Annotated in this window: 13 protein-coding genes; 6 read left to right on the top strand and 7 right to left on the bottom strand. The window is 62.3% G+C overall.

The genetic code is table 11. The annotated features are described in order from the left end of the window. Both urtB and urtA read right to left on the bottom strand, forming a co-directional pair. Window positions 1–1575, bottom strand: a complete 1575-nt coding sequence (urtB, locus tag B7G53_RS02425; protein ID WP_096663020.1) for an urea ABC transporter permease subunit UrtB — start codon at window positions 1573–1575, stop codon at window positions 1–3. Window positions 1576–1764: 189 nt separating this feature from the next. Then, window positions 1765–3042, bottom strand: coding sequence for an urea ABC transporter substrate-binding protein (gene urtA / locus B7G53_RS02420; RefSeq protein WP_096663017.1), 1278 nt, complete (start codon window positions 3040–3042; stop codon window positions 1765–1767). Between the two features lie 359 nt (window positions 3043–3401). Between urtA and B7G53_RS02415 the strand changes: the two genes are divergently transcribed. Beyond that, window positions 3402–3827 (top strand): hypothetical protein, encoded by a 426-nt coding sequence (locus B7G53_RS02415; protein ID WP_096663014.1) that lies wholly within the window; start codon window positions 3402–3404, stop codon window positions 3825–3827. Window positions 3828–3899: 72 nt separating this feature from the next. On the opposite strand, the gene B7G53_RS02410 is transcribed toward B7G53_RS02415, so the two are convergent. Next, window positions 3900–4994, bottom strand: a complete 1095-nt coding sequence (locus tag B7G53_RS02410) for an AI-2E family transporter (protein WP_096663011.1) — start codon at window positions 4992–4994, stop codon at window positions 3900–3902. Window positions 4995–5318: 324 nt separating this feature from the next. Between B7G53_RS02410 and B7G53_RS02405 the strand changes: the two genes are divergently transcribed. The 3 genes from B7G53_RS02405 to B7G53_RS02395 all read left to right on the top strand — a co-directional run bounded on the left by B7G53_RS02405 (window position 5319) and on the right by B7G53_RS02395 (window position 7631). Beyond that, a complete protein-coding gene (locus B7G53_RS02405; RefSeq protein WP_176491258.1) occupies window positions 5319–5702 on the top strand; it encodes an EF-hand domain-containing protein in 384 nt (127 codons plus the stop codon). A 212-nt stretch (window positions 5703–5914) separates the two neighbouring features. After that, window positions 5915–6901: a response regulator gene (locus B7G53_RS02400; protein WP_096663005.1), complete on the top strand. Its 987-nt coding sequence runs from the start codon at window positions 5915–5917 to the stop codon at window positions 6899–6901. Between the two features lie 172 nt (window positions 6902–7073). Continuing rightward, a complete protein-coding gene (locus B7G53_RS02395; RefSeq protein ID WP_096663002.1) occupies window positions 7074–7631 on the top strand; it encodes a hypothetical protein in 558 nt (185 codons plus the stop codon). Between the two features lie 56 nt (window positions 7632–7687). On the opposite strand, the gene B7G53_RS23110 is transcribed toward B7G53_RS02395, so the two are convergent. Continuing rightward, a complete protein-coding gene (locus B7G53_RS23110) occupies window positions 7688–12877 on the bottom strand; it encodes a PAS domain S-box protein (protein WP_096662999.1) in 5190 nt (1729 codons plus the stop codon). A gap of 286 nt (window positions 12878–13163) precedes the next feature. Further along, the gene (locus B7G53_RS02385) at window positions 13164–13643 is read right to left on the bottom strand and encodes a CreA family protein (RefSeq protein WP_096662996.1); all 480 of its coding nucleotides are present in this window, start codon (window positions 13641–13643) and stop codon (window positions 13164–13166) included. Window positions 13644–13800: 157 nt separating this feature from the next. On the opposite strand from B7G53_RS02385, the gene B7G53_RS02380 reads away from it, so the two are divergent. Further along, complete coding sequence (locus B7G53_RS02380) at window positions 13801–14223, top strand: hypothetical protein (RefSeq protein ID WP_096662993.1); 423 nt, start codon at window positions 13801–13803, stop codon at window positions 14221–14223. Between the two features lie 522 nt (window positions 14224–14745). Next, window positions 14746–15357 carry a DUF502 domain-containing protein gene (locus B7G53_RS02375; RefSeq protein WP_096662990.1) on the top strand — a complete coding sequence of 204 codons (612 nt, stop codon included), beginning with the start codon at window positions 14746–14748 and terminating at the stop codon, window positions 15355–15357. Between the two features lie 83 nt (window positions 15358–15440). Here B7G53_RS02375 and infA read toward each other — a convergent pair whose 3' ends face one another. Further along, complete coding sequence (gene infA / locus B7G53_RS02370) at window positions 15441–15692, bottom strand: translation initiation factor IF-1 (RefSeq protein WP_096662987.1); 252 nt, start codon at window positions 15690–15692, stop codon at window positions 15441–15443. A gap of 60 nt (window positions 15693–15752) precedes the next feature. Continuing rightward, on the bottom strand, window positions 15753–15992 hold the full coding sequence (locus B7G53_RS02365) for a hypothetical protein (RefSeq protein WP_096662984.1): 240 nt from the start codon (window positions 15990–15992) through the stop codon (window positions 15753–15755). Window positions 15993–16184: the final 192 nt, after the last annotated feature.

The raw sequence follows: 16184 nt of genomic DNA, 5'->3' as shown, positions 1-16184 counted from the left end.
TCATGCTTCCGCTGAGCGGCCCTTCATTGCGAAGATGCCCTGCGGACGTTTTTGAATGAAGATGATGATGAGCACCAGCACCGCAATCTTGGCCAGCACCGCGCCGGTCCAGCCCTCGAGGAATTTGTTCAGGATGCCCAGGCCCATGGCGGCGTACACGGTGCCGGCCAGCTGGCCCACGCCGCCCAGCACCACCACCATGAAGGCATCGACAATATAGCCCTGGCCCAGGTCCGGGCCGACGTTGCCGACCTGGCTCAGCGCGCAGCCGGCCAGGCCCGCAATGCCCGAACCCAGCGCAAAGGCATAGGTGTCCACCCGCGCCGTGTTCACGCCCATGCAGGAGGCAATCGGCCGGTTTTGTGTGACGCCGCGCACAAACAGGCCGAGCCGCGTCTTGCTGATCAGCCAGGCCATGCCCAGCAGCACGGCAATCGCAAAACCGATGATGACCAGACGGTTGTAGGGCAAGGACAAATTGCCCAGCACCTGCACGCCGCCGCTCATCCACACCGGGTTTTCGACACCGACGTTTTGCGCACCGAAGATGGAGCGCACCAGCTGCTGCAGCATCAGGCTGATGCCCCAGGTGGCCAGCAGCGTCTCGAGTGGACGGCCGTAGAGAAAACGGATCACGCCGCGCTCCAGCGCCGCACCCATCAACGCCGATGCCATGAAGGCCGCAGGCACCGCCGCCAGCAAATACCAGTCAAACAAGCCGGGCAAATACTTCTGGAACAGGCCTTGCACCACGTAGGTGGCGTAAGCGCCAATCATCATCAGCTCGCCGTGCGCCATGTTGATGACGCCCATCAGCCCGTAGGTGATCGCCAGGCCCAGCGCCACCAGCAGCAGGATGCTGCCCAGGCTGACGCCGCTGAACACCGCGCCCAGCTTGTCGCCCCAGGCCAGCGCGGACTCGACTTTGCGCAGCGAGGCCTGCAGCGCGCTCTTGACTTCGGCGTCGTCCTCTTCCGCCAGGCGCGCGATCAAAACGGTCTTGCTGATCGGGTTGTTGCTGCCCGACAGGCGTGCAGCCGCTTCCAGCCGTTTGGCCTTGTCGCTGCTGCTCAACAATATGGTGGCGCGCACCATCTCCAGCTCGGTCTTGAGCGCAGCGACTGTTTCAGCTGCGTAAGCTTTTTCGATGAGCGGCAGGCGCGATTCATCACTGCCGCTGGCCAGCACCTTGATGGCATCAGCTCGCACCTTCTCGTCTTTGGAGAACAGCTTGAGCGCAGCCAGCGCCGTGTCCAGCTCGCCGCGCATCATGTTGTTGTTGATCACGTCTTCGGCGCCTTCGGGTACTTTCACTTCTGCGCCGGTGACGGGGTCAAAACCCTTGTCGTCCTTGATCACAAACACCTTGTCCCCGGCGGTCTTGACAGCATCGTCAGCCAGCGCCTGGATGAAGGCGGCGGTTTTGTCATCGGGGTTGGCAGCGGCCTTGTTCAATGCCTCGGCGCGCGCCTCTGTCTCGCCGAGTGCCATGCCTTTTACCTCGTCCGCGCTCAAGGCATGGGTGCCGGCAGCTATAAAAAACGTAGCAAACAAAAGGAATGTGCGAATCATCATGAGAAGAACCTGTAGGTTGGGCACAGCAGCCAGCCGATACTTGCTTGGCGTTGTGCCCAGGCTGCAACTTCCTTGAAAACCATGCACCGGAGTAGTGCAAGAAGTGGGCCAGACCACAAAAAAGCCGCACCTGTTCTGCAAGACCAGGTGCGGCTCGCACCGCAGGCCCCAAAACCTGCGGCGGCGACCTTACTTGGAAGCCACCTTGGCTGGCTCGTCAGGCTTCTTGTCGTTGCCTTCGATGTACGGGCTCCATGGCTTGGCTTTCACCGGGCCGGGCGTCTTCCACACCACATTGAACTGGCCGTCGGCCTTGATCTCACCGATAAACACCGACTTGTGCAGGTGGTGGTTCTTCTCGTCCATCTTGGAGACGATGCCCGACGGTGCCTTGAAGGTCTGGCCGGCCATGGCGGCGATCACCTTGTCGGTGTCGGTGGACTTGGCTTTCTCGACCGCCTGCTTCCACATGTTGATGCCGATGTAAGTGGCTTCCATTGGGTCGTTGGTCAAAGGCTTGTCCTTGTGGCCGGCAATGCCCTTGGCCTTGGCGTAGTCCGACCACTTCTTGATGAACTCGGTGTTGGCCGGGCTCTTGATCGACTGGAAATAGTTCCAGGCCGCCAGGTGGCCCACCAGCGGTTTCGTGTCCACGCCACGCAACTCTTCTTCACCCACGGAAAAAGCGACCACCGGCACGTCCTTGGCTTTCAGGCCGGCGTTGCCGAGTTCCTTGTAGAAAGGCACGTTGGAGTCACCGTTGATGGTGGAGACCACCGCCGTTTTACCGCCGGCAGAAAACTTCTTCACGTCAGCCACGATGGTCTGGTAGTCCGAGTGGCCGAACGGTGTGTATTTTTCGTCGATGTCGCTGTCCTTGACACCCTTGCTTTTCAGGTAGGCGCGCAGAATCTTGTTGGTCGTCCGTGGGTAGACATAGTCGGTGCCCAACAGGACCCAGCGCTTGGCACCGCCGCCGGCCTTGCTCATCAGGTAGTCCACCGCAGGAATGGCTTGCTGGTTGGGGGCCGCACCGGTGTAGAACACGTTTTTGGACAGTTCTTCACCTTCGTACTGCACAGGGTAGAACAGCAGGCCGTTCATTTCCTCGACGACTGGCAGCACCGACTTGCGCGACACCGAGGTCCAGCAGCCGAAAATCACGGACACCTTGTCCTGGCCGAGCAGCTGCTTGGTTTTTTCAGCAAACAGCGGCCAGTTGGAAGCCGGGTCCACAATCACCGGCTCGAGCTTCTTGCCCAGCACGCCGCCCTTGGCATTGATTTCGTCAATCGCCATCAGCACCGTGTCTTTCAACACGGTTTCCGAAATGGCCATGGTGCCCGACAGGCTGTGCAGAATGCCCACCTTGATGGTACCGCCCGACTGGGCATGGGCTGGCAGAACCGAGAGGCCCGCCAGGGCGACGGCGGCGCTCAGCGCCTTGAGGGTAAAACGACGTTGCATGTGTGCTTCTCCGGTAGGTAGGTAGTTCGCGTTTCGCCTCGCACAACCGCCGGACGGAGGCTTTTGCGAAGCGATGAAGCGATTCTGGAGACCGGAAAAGGATTGGGGAATACGCCGGGTGGCGTATGCCGGCGAGGATCACAACGCGTGCTGGTTCGCCGCCAAACGTGGTTCCGGGGGCTGACGCCGGTTGTGGCGCAGGAACTGGGGCCCTCCACCCGGCGCCGGCCTGGCCTTCCCGGACAGGGCGCCCAGGCACCGGCAGCAGCCAGCCACGCGGGAACGGGCGTATCGTCTTTTCCATTGGCCAGTCGCACCCCGCCTTTGACATTTATCTTCATCCGGTTCAGGATGGGACAATGCTCATCAAATTTTCACCCTCACTGTTTGCGGCGATTGCTGTTTCCATTTTTTTGCCCGGTTGCCAATCCATGGGGCAACCCGCCAACCAGCCGCCCTTCGGTTCGTTGGCGCAAATCACCTCCATCTCACCCGACACCAGCCAGGTCCTTCACCCGGGTCAGCAAGTCAGGCTAAAGATCGACGTCAGTTATGTGCTGACCTCGGCATCGGGAACGATCAAGCTTCTCGTTCTGGCGGCCGACAGTTCGGAGCTTGGCCAGGATGTCAAGGCGATCACGAAGGGAAACGGGAAATCCACGCTGGAAACCCAATTCACCGTGCCGGTCACGACCGAGATTCGCGTGTTTGCGCCGCTGGTTGTTCAGGGAGAAAGCTCGGGCTCCGCAGCGGACGGCCGGTCCTACAAGGTGCTCCCCCGTTGAGGGTGGTTCCGGCATTTCCCGGCACCTGACCCTGCGAATTATTTTTCCGTCAGGGCTGCCGCCAGGCCGAGGTCAAGGTGCCTCGGGCGGCTCCGGATCCTCCGCCTGCCGCGCCCTGGCAAACAGATCCCAGGCCGCCATGAACATCGCCGCGATGGCAGGGCCGATGACAAAGCCGTTCAGGCCAAACAGCGCCATGCCGCCCAGCGTGGACACCAGCACCACGTAGTCGGGCATCCGCGTGTCTTTGCCGACCAGCACCGGGCGCAGGATGTTGTCGACCAGGCCGATCACCAGCACGCCGAAGGCGATCAGCACCACGCCCTTGACGATCGCCCCCGTCGCCAGGAAATAAATCGCGACAGGCAGCCACACCATGGCCGCTCCGACAGCCGGCAGCAGCGACAAAAAGGCCATCAGCGTGCCCCACAGCACCGGCGCATGCACGCCCAGCACCCACAGGATCAGGCCGCCCAGCGCGCCCTGGATCAGGGCCACCACGATGTTGCCCTTGACCGTCGCGCGAATGACAGTGGTGAATTTGGTCGACAGCTTGCGCTTGACATCCTCATTGAGCGGCACGGCATCCTTGATGCGCATGACCAGGGCCGAACCGTCGAGCAACAGGAAGAACAGCAGGTAGAGCATGACAAAAAAACTGACGAAAAAATCGAAGGTGCCTTGCCCGATGTTCAGCGCCTGCGTGGCGAAAAACTGGCTGCCCTTGGTCAGCCCTTCGGTGATCCGCTGTTGCACCAACCCGAAGTTGTTCATGCCGAAGCGGTCGAGCAGGCCGGTGATCCAGGCCGGCAAGGCCTCATAGACCTGCTGGAAGTAACGCGCCACACTGAGTTCACCCGACTGCATGCGCTGGTAGACGCTGCCGCCTTCCTGGATCAGCAGCCCGGTCACGATGCCCACTGGCAGGATGACCGCCACCAGGATGATCAGCAGTGTCAGCAGCGCAGCACCCACACGCCTGGCCGGCATCGCCCTGAGCACGCGCAGGTACAGCGGCTTGAACATGATGGCCAGCACCGCGCCCCAGAACACCGCGCCGTAAAACGGCCAGAGTATCCAGAGGAAGGCCACCGAGACGGCCAACAGCAGAAGCAGGAAGGTCTTGTCTTCAAGCGCGGTGGATTTCGCTGCGTCGGGGAGGTTCATGGGTTCACGGTTCCTGGCTGGGTAAATGAGTGCCGCCTGCCACTCAGGTGGCACCGGGAAGGCCGGTTTCCGTTTGCGCGGTGACGCTCTGCCTGATGATCGCCTCCATCGAATGGCTCGCTCGCCAGTCCAGAGGTTTGCAGCCTGTGGGACAGGCCGGACAGCTGCTGTCAGCGGGCAACCCGAACCGCCTGATCAGCGCAAAGAAATGTGTCCCGCTCCTCCAGCGATGTAAAGTCACGCAACACCGTGCAACCTTGCTGGCGCCGACACGTCGATTGGCGTTCAATGGAGTTCATGTTTGCCACTATCGTCAGGAAACCGATGACTTTGACCACAACCTCACGGGGTGCATCCCGTACCCTTTTCGCCCTCGCCACCGCAGCGGCGGCCCTGCTGGCGCCCGTGGCGCACGCCCAACCTGCCGCGACTACGCCAGCCGCTCCGACGGCGGTGCAGGTGCAGTCTGCGCCGTCCACCTCCATGGTCTCGACGGCCTCGGCCGCTACCGAACCCAGATACACCGCCGGAGACATTGCACGGGCCTTCAGCTTCATGGACACCAACAAGGACGGCAAGATCAGCCGCGAAGAGGCCTCCGGCTTTCGCGGCGTGGCCAGGCACTTTGATGAAGCCGACACGAACAAGGACAGCGCCCTGTCGCATCAGGAATTCGAAAGCGCGTTGAACCAGGCCAAAAGCCGCTGACAGGGGACCACGGCGAGAACGCTATTTTATTGATAGCACTTACTGATTATCTGTATGGGGCTGCAGCCGTTTTTGGCATAACGTTCCACGGCCTGCGGCGTACCCGCCAGAACAAGCCTCATTGACGCCCTAGGCCAAAAGACCTAATCTTTCCCCGTCGCGCACAACGCCGCACCAGCGCGCTTGCCGACCCCTGCCGCGGAAAGAAATCCATGCCGTCTGACGCTCCGCACGCCGAAGAAACGCTCAATCAGAAGCTGGAGCCCATCGTGTTGCGGGCCCTGCACCGCTTTCGCGCCCTGCTTCCCCGCGAAGTCGAACTGGCACTGGAACTCTCCCATGAAGACCCCTGGCTGCGCGCACACGCCGACCGGCTCGAGCACGCCCTGTTGAGCGCCTGTATCGTCGCGTGGCAGTCGATGGTGGGCCTGGCAACGCAGATCGTTGTGGAGATGACCGAGATACTGCTCGATGACGTGGTGCTGGACCCCGATGCCGACAAGCTGCAGGGCGGGCTGCCGCCCCGGCGTTACGCACGGCTGGTCATCAGCAACAGCAGCCGGGCGGCCACCGGTCCCTTCCACACACTGGTGCCGGCGCCGGCGCAGACCGACGAGAGGCCTGCCAGCGCACGCCGCCTGCCGCTGCCGGAAGTGCGCGACATCATTGAGCGACACCAGGGCATGATCAACGTGTCACCCGAGCCCGGTCGCGGCACAGCCTTCGACATCTACCTGCCGGCCGCCGTGCCGCTGGAAACCGCGGCCGGTATGGACGCTGGCAAGGAAACGCCCCAAGTCGTCTATGTCGACGACTACGAAGCCATGCGGGCGCTGGTCAGCGACACGCTGCCCCAGGCGGGCTTTCGCGTCACCTGTCACGAAAGCGCCCGGCAGGCGCTGGCCGCCCTGCAGGCCGACCCTTTCGGCTGTGATGTGCTGGTGACCGATTACCGGCTGCAGACTCACACGGGGATAGACCTGCTCAGGCAGGTCAAGCTGCTCCGGGCCGACCTGCCCGTCATCATCATTTCCGGCTACATGGACAGCGCGCTCGAAGCCCGGGCGTACGAGGAGGGTGCAGCGCTTGTGATCAACAAGGGCGACGATCTCAGCAGCCTGTGCGTCGCGCTGCACCGACTGCTGGGCCATGCGCCACGCCCGGCCCTGGTCAGCTATTCCGACTGGGCCAGGCTGTAAATCCTCGGGAGCGCCTGGCGCGACGGGCGGCCCGGCCGGGCTGTAGGACAATATCGCCGGAAGGCGCCCTGTCAGCCAAAAGGACAACGAAATCGAAGGTGACGCGTTATAAAGTAGTTAACCAAGCACCGGACCCAGGCCCGGCCGATTACCTAGCTCCCAAGGTCACATCATGAACATGAAACAATTGCGTCAACTTCGTGCGCTGCCCCTCGTTTTGGCGTTTGCTTTCGCGGCAGGCTCCACCTGGGCCGAGAAACCCGAATGGGCCGGCCAAGGCAAAGGCAAAGGCGGCAAGCAGGAACAAAATGAACGTTCCGATGGCAAGTCGGACAAAGCTGGCCGGGGCGACAATGGAAACGGCAGCAACAAAGGTGCCCAGCAGGCCCGTCCGGCGCAACAAGACGTCCGCGTAGGCGCTTACTTCGGCGACCAGCAGCGCGTGGTGATCCGCGAGTACTACGGCAAGCAGTACAACGCCGGTCGCTGCCCTCCCGGCCTGGCCAAGAAAAACAATGGCTGCATGCCCCCGGGCCAGGCCAAAAAATGGGCCATGGGCCAGCCGCTGCCGCGTGACGTGGTGTTTTACCCGGTGCCCAATTCCGTGCTGATCCAGCTGGGTACCCCCCCTGCCGGCCACAAGTATGTGCGCGTGGCCAGCGACATTCTGCTGATCGCCGTGGGCACCAGCATGGTGGTGGACGCCATTCAGGATCTGGGTCGGATGTAAACGCCCCGAGGCGGGCTTGCTGCTGCAGGCCCGCCGCCCGAAGGCGCGCCCCTCGATCAGCGCGCCTGGCTGAGCACCCGCTGCAGCGTCTGCAGCAGTTCGTCGTTCGAGGTTTGCGCCTTGACCAGCACGGCAGCGGCCCGGGTTCCCTGGGCGCGGTCCACCTCGCTGGCCGAAAAAACCACAACCGGCGGCGGCCGCTCCAGCGCTTCGATGTCGGCCAACAGATCCCAGCCTGATTCACCGGGCAGGGTCAGATCGAGCAGGACCAGGTCGTAGGTCTGCGCCAGCAGGCACGCGCGGGCTTCCTGCAGCGTGGCGGCAAATTCAAAGGTGGCGAAGTCCTGCACGATCGCTGCCGTGATGCGCTGGATATCCAGATCGTCCTCCACATGCAGGATGCGGGGCTTGCCCTCGGCCATGCCGTCCATCGCATGGCGCAGACTGCGGATCAACAGGTTTTCATCAATCGGTTTTTCGAGCCAGCCAGACACCGTCAGCGGCTGGTTGTTGAACTGAATCTGGCCCTCCCCGGCCATGGCCGACACCACCACAATCGGCAGGTCACGCGTGCCGTCCTGGCTGCGCAGGGTACGGATCAGCGAGATGCCATCCTGGTCGGGCAGCTTGAGGTCCAGCGTCATCGCGGCATACCGGTTGACCGCCAGATGAGCCATCACCTCGGAGGCGCTGTAAACCATGTCGCTGTCAAAGCCGCCCTTGTCCAGCATCATCGCGATCAGGCGGGCAATGTCCCGGTCGTCTTCGCAGATCAGCACGCATGGCCGGGTGCAGACCCGGGCCTGGGCTGGAAGACGCGGCGCTGCCTCTTTCCATTCGGGCAGTTCAAAGAAAAAGGTGGATCCGATTCCGGCTTTGCTGTCAAAACCCATGCTGCCGCCGAGGCGTTCGACAATCGCCCTGGAAATATTCAGGCCCAGCCCGGTGCCGCCCTTCTGGCGCGTGTCGGACGAATCCGCCTGGGAGAATTTCTGGAAGATGCGCTTGCGGAATTCTTCCGGAATACCCGGCCCGTGGTCACGCACTTCCACCCGCACGCCGAGGCCGGCGCGTTTGACATGGACCTCCACCATCCCGCCCGGCGGTGAAAATTTCACCGCATTGGACAGCAGGTTGGTCACAACCTGGGCCAGGCGGTCGCTGTCCACCTGGACCCGCAGCTCACCCTCCGGGAAATCCAGGCTCAGACTGACGTTCTGCGCCGCCCCAAAACCTTCGTTGGCCGCCAGCACCTGTGCCAGCAAGGGCTGGAAATCCACCACCTGCAAGTCCAGGCGCATCTTGCCGGACTCGATTTTTTCGATGTCCAGGATGTCGTTGATCAGACGGATCAGCCGCTCGCAGTTGTTCCTGGCAATGTCCACCAGGGTCTTGACGGACGCCGGCAACTCGCCGGCCACGCCGCCGGAGATCAAACCCAGCGAACCGCGGATGGAGGTGAGCGGCGTGCGCAGCTCGTGACTGACCGTGGAGACAAACTCGCTTTTCATGCGGTCGATGCGCTTGAGCTCGGTCACGTCGGTCGCCAGCGAATAAAACCCGATGACCTCACCTTCTTCCTTGCCGTCGCCGTAACGCGGGAAATAATTGACCACGTAGTCGCGGTAGTCGCCGCGCGCGGTCTTCTGGGTGCGTTCGTAGACCACCGGGTAACCCGACAGGACCTCGTCGACCCGGGCGCGCACGACCTGGTAAAACTCCTCGCCCATGACCTCGAGCAGGGTCTTGCCGTCGATCTGCGCATGCGACAGGCCGAAGCCTTCTTCATAGGCCCGGTTGTGAAAGCGAAAGCACTGCGCCTTGTCGACATAGGCGATCAGGGCCGGCACGGTGTCCGTGATCTCGCGCAACTGCATCTCGCTGGCACGCAGCGCGTTGCTGACGCGGTGCATCTCGGTGGTGTCGCGGCCGGTTCCGCGGTAGCCGGTGAAGCGGCCGGAGGCGTCGAAAACAGGGACACCGCTGATGCACACATGGCGGATCTCACCCTGGGCGTCGAGCCGCGTGACTTCAAAATCACGAAAAACTTCGTGCCTTTCCAGCTGCGCCCTGTGTGCGGCCCAGACGCTGTCGTCCATCTGCACATAAGGCAGTTCCCAGCGCGTTTTTCCGGTGGACTTGTCACCCTTGAACGCCGCCGTGTGGGTGCGGCGCCCTTCCGCGGAAATCCGCACGAAGCGGAAATCCGCATCCTGCTCCCAGAACCAGTCCGACGACAGCTCGGTCAGGGCGCGAAAACGTTCCTCACTCTCGCGCAGGGTGTGTTCGGCCTCTTTTCGCTCGGTGATGTCCTGCACCTGGGAAATGAAGTGCAGCGGCTTGCGATCGGGGTCGCGCACCAGCGAACACGTCAGATAGGCCCAGACAATACGCCCGGACTTGTGGAGATAGCGCTTTTCCCACTGGTAGGTTTCAATCTCGCCGGCCAGCGCCCTTTTTCGCTGCAGCAAATCCCATTCGACGTCCTCAGGATGGGTGATGTCTTGAACGGTGCGGGCCAGCATCTCGGCCTCGGAGTAACCGAGCATCTGGCAGAAAGCGCTGTTGACCTTGATCCGGCGCGAATCGACGGCGATCAGCGCCATGCCGATCGCCGCATGTTCGAAAGCACTGCTGAACTGCTGGTCGCCGGCGGAGAAGATATCGTTGTCACTGCTGATCAGTGAACCCGCCGAATCCCGGGCTGCCCGGCCGGTGTCCCTGAACAGATGGCGTGAGCGGGGAAGGGCCAGCGCAATGCCCGCGTCTTCTGCGGAAACATCTTCCCCCGGCAAGGCATGGCCCTGGTCGCTTCCGAGCGTGAAATAAAACGTGCTGCCCTCACCCAACACGGAACTTGCCCAGATCCGCCCGCCGTGACGAATGATGATGCGCTTGACCGTGGCCAGGCCGATGCCGCTGCCGGCAAACTCTTCCGGCGAATGCAGGCGCTGGAAGGTGCCGAACAGCTTGTCGGCGTAAGCCATGTCGAATCCCGCGCCCTGGTCCCGGACAAAATACACCGGCGGCTGGTCGGCCACGGTTTCACGGCCGACCACGATCTCCGTGCGGGTCTTTTTCGCGCTGAACTTCCAGGCGTTGCGGATCAGGTTCTCAAGAACCTGCCGGATCAGCGCGACGTCCGCCCGGGCCAGCATGCCGGGCTCGACCGTCACCCGAACGTCGCGTCCGGGCTCGCTTTCTGACAATTGCGCGACGACCCGGGTCGCCTCGGCACCGAGGTCCACGCTCTGCCAGTTCAGGCTGGTGCGCGACAACTTGGCCAGCAGCAGCAGCCCGTCGGTGAGTTCGCCCATGCGGCGCACACCACCGCGTATCCGGCTCAGGTAGTGACCCGCGCGTTCGTCGGCCTGCGGCGACACCGCCTTTTGCAGCAAGGCACAGTAGCCGTCGATGGAACTCAGCGGGGAACGCAGGTCGTGCGCCACGGAATAGGAAAACGCCTCCAGTTCCGTGTTGGCCGCCTCCAGCTGGGCCGTCCTGCGCGAGACCCGGTTTTCCAGGTCGACGTTGAGCCGGACAATTTCGATCTCGGCGCGCTTGCGCTTGCTGATGTCGGTGATGGTGCTGACAAACCCGGACGGAGCGTCGCCGGCCCGGTCAAACAGCGGCCTCACATTGATCAGGGCCCACAAATCACTGCCGTCGGGCTTGCGGTAACAGAGCACCACGTTCGACTGCGGCAAGCCCGTGCGCCTGGCCACCATACTGGGCCGTTCGTCCTCGGTCATCAACGAACCGTCTTCGCGCAGCGTCTGCCATGTCGGCCCGAGTAGCGTCTCCCCTCTCATCTGGGCCAGAGTCAGGCCAAGAATGCGCTCGGCACTGGCATTGCAGTCGAAGATGCGTCCCTCGGCATCGCGCATGATGATACCTTCGGCCAGCGCACCAACCACGCTGCGAAAGCGGGCTTCACTGGCCACCAGCGCAGCTTCAGTCTGCTTGCGGGCGGTGATGTCGGTGCCCACGCCGCGGTAGCCCTTGAACTTCCCGTCCATGTCAACCACAGGCTCACCGCTGATGGAGAAAAAGATGTGCTGGCCGTCCAGGTCCACGCGTTCGTATTCGAAATCGCGGAAGGTTTCATGGTTTTCCAGCTGCGCACGATGCACCTTCCAGGCCGCCTTGTTGCGCGGGTTGTCGTCAATGTCCCAGCGCCTCCTGCCGATGTAGTCGCTGATCTGGGCCTGGCCTCCCGCATCGGCGGGTAGCCTGCCAAAGCGGGTCGCGCCGCTGGACATCCGGGTGAAGCGGAACTGGTCGTCCAGTTCCCAGTACCAGTCGGAGGAAAGCTGGGTCAGGCTGCGAAAACGTTCCTGGCTGTAGCGCAGGCGGGCCTCGGCGGCAAGACGTCCCGTGACGTCCCCGCTGGTGACCAGGATATGGGTGACGGCGCCGCTGGCGTCCTTCAGCGGGACCTTGCGCATGTGAATGCGGATGGCACCGCGGTGTCTTGTCGCGGCCAGACGGTCGGGCAGGTCCTGCATGACGCCCGCGGCGATCAGCTCCAGGTCGGCGGCGTGCATGCGGTCTGCATCCTCTTTAGGCCAGAGGGCGTGCACCGTGCGGCCCATCGCCTCTTCGCGGGTCACCCCGTACAAAGCCTCGGCCGCCTTGTTCCAGCCCACTATCCGGAACCCGTCCTGCACGGACTTCAGTTGGAAGGCGATAGGAAGGTTGTCAACCACTTCATCGAGAAAGCCGGCGGCTTGCCGCTCGGCTTCCTCCGAGCGCTTGATCGCGCTGATGTCGTGCACCGTCCCCCGATAACCGAGGAAGCGGTTCTGCTCGTCAAAGACCGGGATGCCACTGACCGATAGGTAGTGCGGCAGTGCGTCGCCGAGCTTGCGCATGTATTCGAAATTCCGGAACGGCTGATGGGCATCCAGCAAGGCGCGGTGCGCCTCCCAGGACCCACTGAGAGGCACCGCACCGGCAAGCTCCCAACGGCACTTTCCGATGTGATTGTCCCGTTCAATATCGAGCTCAACGGCCGCCTGCTCGCCGGAAAACCTGACGAAGCGATACGCCGCATCCTGTTCCCAGTACCAGTCCGCCGAGATCGTGGCCAGATCGCGCAATCCCTGCGCGCTGCTCCTGAGTAAATCGGCCTCGCGCTTTTGTTCGGCAAGCGCCCGATTCAGCAGGTCGTGGGCGCTTTCAAGTTCAAGCAGCCGCGCCTTTAGGCGACGGTTTTCTTCGGCAAGGTCTGCGTTACCCTTCACGCCGGAGCCTCAGGGTGGCCAGCAGCCTGCTGCAGGCAAGCTGGCGCGCCCCGCGCCGCCGGTGCGACCGGATAACCATTGGTTCACGAACAGAGTTGTTCCTCATGCCTTGTCTGCGCCTTTCATTACAAGGTTTGAGCGTATTGCGGGCTGTGTGCCAGCCGTGCAGGAGAGTGTGCGCCTCCGCGGGGGATTTGAAATAGGGATAAGTCCGTGGTGTGTGTCGGCCACGCCGCGCAAAGGCCGCCGCAGACTTCGCGGAAAAGCCCTTCCCGCAGCTCCTGCATCAAGGCTGCAGCGGAATCTTCATGGCGCGATCAACCGGAACCGCCGCGACGCTGTTTTGCGGCGAGCCTTCAATCACCCGGTCCGAGTACGTCAGGTACACCAGGGTGTTGCGGGCGACATCGACCATGCGCACAATCCGTATCTTCTTGAAGACCAGCGATATCCTCTCGCTGAAAACCTCTTCCTGCTGCGGCAGCGATTTGACAAACGAAACCGGCCCCACCTGGCGGCAATCAATGGAGGCCTCCGACTTGTCCTCGGCCAAACCCACGGCCCCCTTGATGCCGCCGGTTTTGGCCCGCGAAACGTAACAGGTGACACCCCTGACCTTGGGGTCATCGTGGGCATCGACCACGATCTTGTGATCGGGCCCGATGAACTTGAACACGGTATCCACCTCGCCAATGCCCTGAGCCTGGACGGGTGAGAAGATGCCGAGCAACAACGCGGACAGGACGGACAGGGTGGACTTCTTCATGGGATTTCCTTCAGCGTGAACATCCCCGACTATAGCCACGCCCCCTCCGTGGCGGCGCGGGCTGTCCGGCCGGCGCCCGGGTGACCAGGGCCAGGCTGCCAGGGAGTAGCATTGGCCCTTGCGCCCCCTCCCACCCTTGCCTCTGAGGAAGTCCCGATTGCAAAAGCTGCTTTTCATTACCTGCCTGCTGATCACCGCGCCCCTGCTGCAGGCTGCCGGCGAACCCGCACCGGCGAACGCCCACCCCCTGACGGGCACCTGGTCCTGGTCGCTGTTCGGCGGCAGTTGCACCGAGACGTGGCATTACCGCAGCAACCGCACGGTGCTCAGCACCAGCGGGCAGGAAGTGGCCGAAAAAACATACGAGGTCGCGAAAGTGGCCGACGCCAGCGGTTTCTACAAGCTGGTGGAGACCGTGGTCCGGCAAAACGACAAGAAGGACTGCTCCGGGGCGCTGCTGGAAGGGCCGGGTGAACAGATCACCCGCTTCATCCAGTTCAACCCGCAACGCAACAAGATGCTGGTCTGCGAAAAGGCGTCACTCAAGGCCTGCTTTGGGCCCGTGTCAAAAATGGAGTGATCGCCGGCCGGCAGTGGAAGGCCAGGTGAGACCTGCCCCGACTCGACCCGGCAAGCCGGAGCCAGGCCTCAGACCTGATCGCTGCGGACGCGCCAGCGCGCCGGCGCCGCGTCGCCGCTGGCCGGACCGGCGTCACAGGCGGGCTGCGCCTGCTGGCATAGCGGCGATAAAGCCTGGCCGCCAGACCGGAGGTGATGGCGAAAACAAGCAGCTTACGAAGCATGAAGTACCTCCCGGATTTAAAAAACGCCGAACAACATCAAGAGGAGGATGACGCTGATCGGCACACCGAGTAACCAGGCAATGATGGGCATGTGATTTCTCCTTGTTAAGCAAGAAACACAAAGATAAACACCTCTCGCCGCCGCGAGTGCCGGAAGCGGACCCCAACAAAGGTAGGGCCAGACCTACATTGCCGCGTTGAACAGCACACCCGGGCGCGGGACACATGCCTCAGAGCTTCGGTATATTGGGGCCTTGCTCACTACCCTGCCCGGCCAGACTTTCCTTTTTGAAGCCACCATGAAAAAGCTCTCCAAATATTTCTTCCGCGGACTGATCACCATCCTGCCGCTGGCCCTGACCCTGTACCTGCTCTTCGTCATGCTGGCATGGATGGAAACTGTGGCGCTGTGGATCCTGCGGCCGCTGTTCGGCGACTTCTACATTCCGGGCATGGGGCTGGTGGTCGGCATGCTGGGCATTGTGCTGATTGGCTACCTGGTGTCCAACCCGCGCGTGCGCAAGGCGTTGCTGTTGGTCGAGCTGCCGTTCACCAACCTGCCGGTTGTCAAAAGCATTTACTCGTCGCTCAAGAGTTTTGCCGACTACTTTTCACCGACGGGCAAGCAGGGCGAACAAAGCGTGGTGATCCTGCGCATGCCGGACAACGGTCTCGAAATTGTGGGGTTGATCACGCGCCGCAGTTTTGCGGATCTGCCCGCGGGCTTTTTGCCGGGGGAACGGGTGGCGGTGTATCTGCCGATGGGCTACATGATTGGCGGCTACACCGTCTTTGTGCCTGTCGAATGGGTGCAACCGATAGCGATGACGGTTGAGGAAGCGATGCGCTCGTCGATGTTCGCATGGATGGCGCGGCCGCCGAGTTCTGCGGACAACGCGCCCCGGCCTTGAGCCGGCTTCTGACTGCTATCAATAAAATAGCTGTTGGCGCCCGCCCCTCAAGGGCTGGCGGCCAATATGATCTAAAAAAAAACTTAGTGGCTGCGCGAAGGGCCTGGGCCGCGGCCGGCAATGTGCCGGAACGTGATGCGGCCCTTGCTCAGGTCGTAAGGCGACAGTTCCAGCGACACCTGGTCGCCCGCCAGAATGCGGATGTGGTTCTTGCGCATCTTGCCGGAGGTGTAAGCCACCAGCTTGTGGCCGTTGTCCAGCGTCACGCGAAAGCGCGAGTCCGGCAGCACTTCGTTGACCAGTCCGTGCATTTCAATCAGTTCTTCTTTGGCCATGATGAAAACTCCTTGCGAATTTGAAAATAATCTGTGGTGCAGGCGATCGGGCTGAGCCTGTCAGGCGCAAACCGGCGACGTGCGCTCGTGAATCCAGCCCAGCGCGTGTTCGGTAGCGTAATGCACGGCACCAGCCGCGCTGTCAAAAAGCCCGTTGAACCGCAGCACGCGGTCGTGCGTGGCACTGCCGCGCCCGGAGCGGATGGAGACCGACGCCGCGTAAAGGCCTTCGCCCTGCGGTTTGGCGAGCGGCGAGACAAGGTACTTGCCCACCGCGATGTTGGTGTGATCGATGTTCATAAAATCCGTGCCGGGTATTTTTCCCGGCTTGATAAATAAGGAAATAACGGCTTGCAAGCAAGCCCGCGCGTGTTCGGGTCCTGACCGCCAGGCTTTACAACATAAAGGACTGGCTGGTTGAGCCTTGCGTGGGCACCGTTGGGGGAGGTGCTCGCCGGAAATGGAACAGTGTTTGAGAGGGTTCAGCGCTGT

This window comes from Polaromonas sp. AET17H-212, from assembly GCF_002379085.1.
Classification (GTDB): domain Bacteria; phylum Pseudomonadota; class Gammaproteobacteria; order Burkholderiales; family Burkholderiaceae_C; genus Polaromonas.
Note: the sequence above shows the minus strand (reverse complement) of the source record. Positions and strands in the feature narration are given on the sequence as shown.